7 protein-coding genes and 1 pseudogene are annotated in these 5,826 nt (G+C 60.3%); all 8 read left to right on the top strand.

From position 1 onward, the window contains the following. Positions 1 to 123 precede the first annotated feature (123 nt). The 8 genes and pseudogenes from QRX40_RS08580 to QRX40_RS08545 all read left to right on the top strand — a co-directional run bounded on the left by QRX40_RS08580 (position 124) and on the right by QRX40_RS08545 (position 5,478). A complete protein-coding gene (locus QRX40_RS08580) occupies positions 124 to 900 on the top strand; it encodes a hypothetical protein (RefSeq protein ID WP_313837702.1) in 777 nt (258 codons plus the stop codon). Positions 901 to 1,065: 165 nt separating this feature from the next. After that, positions 1,066 to 1,629, top strand: coding sequence for a DUF805 domain-containing protein (locus QRX40_RS08575; protein ID WP_313837700.1), 564 nt, complete (start codon positions 1,066 to 1,068; stop codon positions 1,627 to 1,629). Between the two features lie 33 nt (positions 1,630 to 1,662). After that, positions 1,663 to 2,187, top strand: a complete 525-nt coding sequence (locus QRX40_RS08570; RefSeq protein ID WP_313837698.1) for a hypothetical protein — start codon at positions 1,663 to 1,665, stop codon at positions 2,185 to 2,187. A gap of 4 nt (positions 2,188 to 2,191) precedes the next feature. Then, on the top strand, positions 2,192 to 2,623 hold the full coding sequence (locus QRX40_RS08565) for a YbjN domain-containing protein (protein ID WP_313837697.1): 432 nt from the start codon (positions 2,192 to 2,194) through the stop codon (positions 2,621 to 2,623). Between the two features lies 1 nt (position 2,624). Next, on the top strand, positions 2,625 to 3,929 hold the full coding sequence (locus QRX40_RS08560) for an FHA domain-containing protein (protein ID WP_313837696.1): 1,305 nt from the start codon (positions 2,625 to 2,627) through the stop codon (positions 3,927 to 3,929). Positions 3,930 to 4,017: 88 nt separating this feature from the next. Further along, positions 4,018 to 4,162 (top strand): annotated as a pseudogene (locus tag QRX40_RS08555) (4-hydroxy-tetrahydrodipicolinate synthase); the annotation flags it as partial. 17 nt (positions 4,163 to 4,179) lie between these two features. Continuing rightward, on the top strand, positions 4,180 to 4,587 hold the full coding sequence (locus QRX40_RS08550; protein ID WP_313837703.1) for a hypothetical protein: 408 nt from the start codon (positions 4,180 to 4,182) through the stop codon (positions 4,585 to 4,587). Positions 4,588 to 4,677: 90 nt separating this feature from the next. Beyond that, positions 4,678 to 5,478: a hypothetical protein gene (locus QRX40_RS08545; protein ID WP_313837694.1), complete on the top strand. Its 801-nt coding sequence runs from the start codon at positions 4,678 to 4,680 to the stop codon at positions 5,476 to 5,478. Positions 5,479 to 5,826 lie beyond the last annotated feature (348 nt).

The raw sequence follows: 5,826 nt of genomic DNA, 5'->3' as shown, positions 1-5,826 counted from the left end.
CCGCCCTGGCACGCGGCAGCACCGCCGTGCAGGACCAACAATGAGCTTGCCCCGGCTGTGCCGGTCCTTGGCCTGGCGGGCGAAGTGGCGGATTCGATGCTTTGAGCGGGAGGGTGGTGTGTGATGGCTGGTGTTTCCGGTTCCTTGCGGCTTCCTGCGGGGAGGTCCTGGCTGCAGAGCGCGTCTTCGATCATGTCGCGGGTGGCGGGGTGCGCGCGTCATGCGCCTGCGGGGGAGCGTGCCTTTTCGCGTGCCGGCGTGGTGCGCAAGCTGGCGGTGTACGGGGCGGCCTTCCTGGCGGGGTTCGTGCCGGGCTGGGCGTTCCTGTACGACCAGGAGGAGCAGTGGGTGCGCGACCGTTGTATACAGTTCTGCTTGGCGGGCCTGTTCTCAGTTTTTGCGATGTGGTGGTTTTTGGGCCGGTTCGAGAGCCGCGGGGGGCGTCCGGGGTTCTGGTGCCTGGCGCTGACGATGCCGATGATGCCCTGCTGGGGGGTGATGTTCGGCGCGATGACCGGCGAGCGTCCGGGGGTGATGCGTTGGGTGTTCGTGTCGGTGGCTGTGCTGGTGGTTGCCGGGGTGACCTGGCTGCGGTTCGTGTCGGATCGGGTGCGTGGCCGTGTGGCGGCGTGGGCGGCTTCGGCTGTGTCGTGTGTGCTGCCGTCGTGGATGCTGTGCCTGCTGTCCGGGGGCTCCCCCCTGTCGTGCCTGCCCTGGTGCGTGGCGGTGGGCGCAACCGGAGCCTTGTGGTTTCTGCAGGACCTGTGGGCGATCGACTATTGCGCGGGCGACGACCGTGACGCGGCTTTCGAGTGGCTGGCGGCCTGGGCGCTGATCTTCGACCTAATGACCCTGGTGGCCGCCCTGTATCGCGGCGGCACCGCCGTGCAGGACCAATGAGGGCGTTGCTGGTGAGGGAATCGTCCAGGCTTTTACTGGGCTTAAGGCCTTACGTGAACGATATCTATAGCCGTAATGCAATCTACGCTGGTTGTCGACAATGAAGTTGGTCGCGGCGGAATCTGTTCTGGTTGGCCGCTCGAGTTGTATGGAAGGAAAGGGACCATGGCTATTGCCTTGTTTGAAAATAGACCGCCTCGTGTGGCAGAGATGAAGGGTTTCGAACCCATGTATGACGCTACATTGCGAGAATGCCTGCAGCGGCCGTTCTACCTGTTTGCCCGGGGAAGGGGCAGATCGTGCCGCAAGGAGATATGGGTGTTCTTCATCGTTCTATCAATTGTAGAGCAAGGCCTGAGTAAGGTATGCGGCGGGGGATCTTGGGCTCTCATCCCCCTGGTCTTCGACCTGATCATGGTGGTGCCAGAGTATGCTCTGGAGGTGCGGCGTCTGCATGATTTATTGCTGCCGGGATGGCTGACTTTGATTCCGTACGGACTTATGGTTCCAGCTACGATTGGGCTGGTGAAATCTCGAATGTTGACCATAGGTGGCGGTCCTTTGCTCCTGGCTGTCATCCCGCTGCTCGTGTCGATGGTGATTCAGCTGGTCATCATGTGCACGCCCTCCCGTCATCACCGTCCGTCCTTTGACAACGGGGCAATTAACAACGGGGCAATAGGGGCGGAAGTGAACCAGTCGGGTATGACCCGACCTTGGACTGACTAGCTTGCACGGGTGGATTTATATAAGGAGACTGGAATGACTGATACTGCTGTGGATGTGGAAGGACAGGGAACCGCTGGGATGAGTGTGGATGAGCAATTGTTGCAAGGCCTTCCAACTCCCATTGCCCGCATAATACGACTGCTCGCTCAGCGGGGGATACCCTCGTACGTCAATGCCAGCGGCGGTCCTGTACTGGTGCCGCTGGTCGATTGCGGCATTACTTTTGTAATGAGCAAAAGTCTGGATTCCATTGGTTTCACAAGTCTGTGGAGCCGGGGATTCAGCTCCGCCAGGTATCGGGATGCGGTGAATGTCTGTACTGAATGGAACCGATCGGTTGGATATCTCAAGGCCTATGCCACCGAACCTTCCTTGGAGCAGAACCAGGCCGTCAGGATAGCGGGAGTCGGGCAGATCATGTGCGACGAGCGGGATGAGGTACTGGGACAGCGTCTCGATGATTCCATCTATCTGATACAGAATCTTTATGCTTGGGTGAATGAGCAATGCCCGGATCCCATACGCATACCGAATGCACCATACGGAAGAGGGGCATGAACAAATGGAACAGCCGATGAAATCCGTGGTTGACGGGAAGAGAATACAGCAGTGGCTGGATGCCCAAGGTTACCGTGTCGAATATCATGAGCGGGCCTGGATCGGTTTATGGGGGAATATCGTGCTCGATTTCAGTGTACGTGGCGAGCACGATAAGTATCTGGTGGTTCATGGGACTGAGCAGGGCAGTCATCCGAATGGCCAGCATGATTTGCTTGAGGATTGCTGCAATGCCTGGAACCGGTACTATGAGGGGCCGGGCGCCTATCTGCAGAGTTCCGAGAAAGGCCTGGTCTTCCACACGTTGTTCGTGGTGAACTGCCAGGGTGGTATGGATGATGACCAGTTCGATCGCCTGATGAAGTATGCCATGGCGGGTTCGGAAGGTTTCCTTGGCTTTGCCCGGGAGCAGCTGTCGAAGATAAGGATGAGCTAGGGTGAAGTGCAGGGTCAGGCGTGATCGTGCTGCCGGGGCATGCACGCTGGCGGTAAAACCCACCCGGGGTGAAATGCCTGACCTGGCGCTGGCTCAGGTTCTGCTTTCGGGAAGGTATGTGGATTACCTGGTTCCCTTCACTTATGAGGGGGATTTGCGAGAAGCCAGGTTCTACTATGATTTGACCGGAGCCACATCCCTGGACCGTGTTCTGCGGCATGGCATGGCCGCTGATCGGTATGCCGGGGTCCTGCAGGCCATAGGGGATGTGGCGCAGGTGTGCGCAGAGGAGCGCGCGGTTCTGCAGACGGTGCTCTGGCATCAGGATTATCTGTACTTTGCTGGTGATGACACGGTTCCGCGAATGATACAGGTTCCCATCATCGATGGGCCCCGCTTCGATGCCAGTCCCCTTTCCCTGCTTTTCAGACTCAGCAAGGTCGATACTGGCACTTTTGGGCATCCGGAGTGGTCTCGGTCGGTTGAGGCGTTCGTGCAAACAAGCAAGGAGTTCGATGCGGATGCCTACCATGCCATGCTGGCATCGATCCTCCCGGCGGGCAGATTCCGGACCCTGCCGGGGGGTGATGGCGCCAGCGCCGAGTCCTCGGGCTCTGAAGCTCGGAGCCAGGTTGGTGCCGGGACGGGCCCATCCGGCGCGGATCCAACCGGGGATCATGCGGGTGAATCCCATGGCGATGAAGATGAGTACTACTCGGAAACGATTCTCAAGCTGCCGGAGGAGGGAGCTACCACGGAGGCTCCCTCTGGGGATCGGGCTTTGGAATCGGATGGCAATCCGAGAATTCGACTTTCGGATGAGGGCAATGATGGGGACACCGTTCTGGGTACGTCCCCTCATCCAGACCGGGATATACGTGGGGCGGATGAAGCCCCCGGCGTTTCCGGCGATGAGGGGCCGGCCAGCCTCAACATGAGTAGGAGGACCTGCTTCCGTGTCACCAGAATCAGGGATGGATACCGGGTGGATTGCAGTCAGGATACGGCCACCATAGGCAGATCCGCCCAGGCTGACATCCATATGGGCGGCAACATGAACGTCAGCAGGATACATGCGCAAATCAGCCGCCTTCCTGGTGGAGGGTTCGAGATAACAGACCGGCATTCCTCCAATGGAACCAGGGTGTCCGGCCGTCTGCTCGCCCCTGGTGAAACTGCGCCTGTCGGCCCCTCGGGCGCCTTCTCTCTTGCTGATTCCGACTTCATAATCGAGGAGCTTGACCGGGAAGGGGCGACGGGATCGTGGAGCGGTTCCCCATCCTCTGGCCTGGGAAGTGGTGTGTGATGGCTGTTGGTGTTTCCGGCTCCTTGCGGCTTCCTGTGGGGGGGGGGTCCTGGCTGGAGAGCGCGTCTTCGGCCATGTCGCGTGTGGTGCCGTCGTGGATGCTGTCGATGTGCCGGTGATCTCGGGTGCGGTCCAATGACACGGCGCATACGGTGCGTATGGTGGAGATGATCCAGGAGGCAGGGGCGGATGCGCTGCTGGTGGCTGTGCCCTGCTGTTCGTGGCCTTCCCGGAGGAGGAGCAGCCGGGCGTGGACCTGCTCATGGTCGATTCCACCAACGCCGAGGTCCCCGGCTTGGATGTCATTGCGGATGGATTGGAGGGTGACCAGACAGGGAACCTGCCGGTTTCGAAAAGGGCGGAGGGGGCCAAGTCCTTGGTGGCGGCTTCACCCAAGCATACGGGCATGCCCCTGCTGTTCATGAAGGGATTCGGGCGCGGAGTGTGGTCATCTGCAAAAGCTGCCGGTCTTTATATATATGCGACGTTCGACAACGAGGGGGTTGAAACTCGTTTCCCGCGATGCGGGAAGACCCTCTGTAGGGGACCGCTGCCCGCGGAACCCGTTTCCGTGGTCAAAGAGGATGTAAATGCCTTGAAGTGTCAGGACTATAATCAGAATAAAGGCGGTGTCGGGCGGGAAGACGTCGGTGTCTGAGGGCCGTGCCTATATGAAGCCTTTCTCGCCTATAGCCGGGTCTTGGGTCCCGTGCTAGCGAAGGTGTAGGACGAAGGGTGAGTGGTGGTGATGTCTGAGTCGAGCGGCGGGGGTGTTGGTGTCTGCGGGGTGTCGGATGGTGCTGGGGATCGGGTTGATGCGTTTGTCCTGTCGTCGATCATGTCGCGTGTGGTCGGGAGCGTCCCGCATGCGCGGCTTGGCGCCCGTGAGTTCTCCCTGGGTGGGGTCCTGTGGAAGACGGTGCTGTACGGGCTGGCCTATGTGGCCGCGTTCGCCTGCGGCTGGTACTTCCTATACGACGACAACCAGGATTGGGTGCGCGGCTGGATAGCCTACTCTGGTTTGCTTGCTTTGTTTTCCGGGTTTGCTGTTCTGATCCTGTTGGGGCGGTATGAGGATGGGAAGGGGCGTCCGGGGCCTTGGTTTGTGGTGTTGTCGCTTCCGTTCGCTCCGGGGTTCGGTGTCGTATTCGGGTCTGTCGGTTGTACCTCTGGTGGCGTGTTCCGGTGGGTTCTGGTGTCGATGGCTGTGTTGGTGGTTGTCGGGGTGTCGGTGTTTCCGGTGGTGATGCGGCTGGTGCGCAACGGGTTCGCGTCGTGGGCGGCGATGGTGGTGTTGTGTGTGGTGCCGTCCTGGATGCTGGCCAGGGTGACGGGGTCGGCTGGTGCGTCCTTGTTCTGGTGTTGCGTGGTGGGCGTCGTGGGCGCCTTGTGGTTCGTGCTGGACATGTGGGCGATCGGGAAGTGCGCGGGCACGCATCGTGACGCGGCCTTCGAGTGGCTGGCGGCCTGGGCGCTGGTGTGCGACCTGATCCTGCTGATCGCCTCCCTCCTGGGAGCCTCCAAAGATGACGATGATGCCAGCCGATGATGTCGGCTGCGCGGGGAGGGCTGGATCCGTCCGTCCCCTCCGTGGTCAAAGACGATGTCGTACCTTGAAGCGGCGAGTCTATAATCAGGATAAAGGCGGTGTCAGCGGAAGACGCTGGTGTCTGAGGGCCTTGGTTATTCGAAGCCCTTCTCGTCGTTGGCCGGGTCTTGGGGGTCCGTGCTTGCGCAGGAGTAGGACGAACTCCGGCGATGCGGGATGGGAAGAGGCCTGCATGAACGACACTGATATAAGAACGGAATCAACGCTCTGGCGGGTCGAGTGGCGGATTCGATGCTTTGAGCGGGAGGGTGGTGTGTGATGGCTGTTGGTGTTTCCGGTTCCTTGCGG

Source organism: Bifidobacterium sp. H6bp9, from assembly GCF_032193695.1.
Taxonomy (GTDB): Bacteria; Actinomycetota; Actinomycetes; order Actinomycetales; family Bifidobacteriaceae; genus Bombiscardovia; species Bombiscardovia kimbladii.
The sequence above is the reverse complement of the archived record's forward strand: the minus strand, read 5'-3'. Positions and strand labels throughout refer to the sequence as shown.

Coding starts and splice junctions, on each gene's coding strand:
- QRX40_RS08580 (WP_313837702.1), top strand. CDS start 124: ATGGCTGGTGTTTCCGGTTCCTTGCGGCTTCCTGCGGGGAGGTCCTGG.
- QRX40_RS08575 (WP_313837700.1), top strand. CDS start 1,066: ATGGCTATTGCCTTGTTTGAAAATAGACCGCCTCGTGTGGCAGAGATG.
- QRX40_RS08570 (WP_313837698.1), top strand. CDS start 1,663: ATGACTGATACTGCTGTGGATGTGGAAGGACAGGGAACCGCTGGGATG.
- QRX40_RS08565 (WP_313837697.1), top strand. CDS start 2,192: ATGGAACAGCCGATGAAATCCGTGGTTGACGGGAAGAGAATACAGCAG.
- QRX40_RS08545 (WP_313837694.1), top strand. CDS start 4,678: ATGTCTGAGTCGAGCGGCGGGGGTGTTGGTGTCTGCGGGGTGTCGGAT.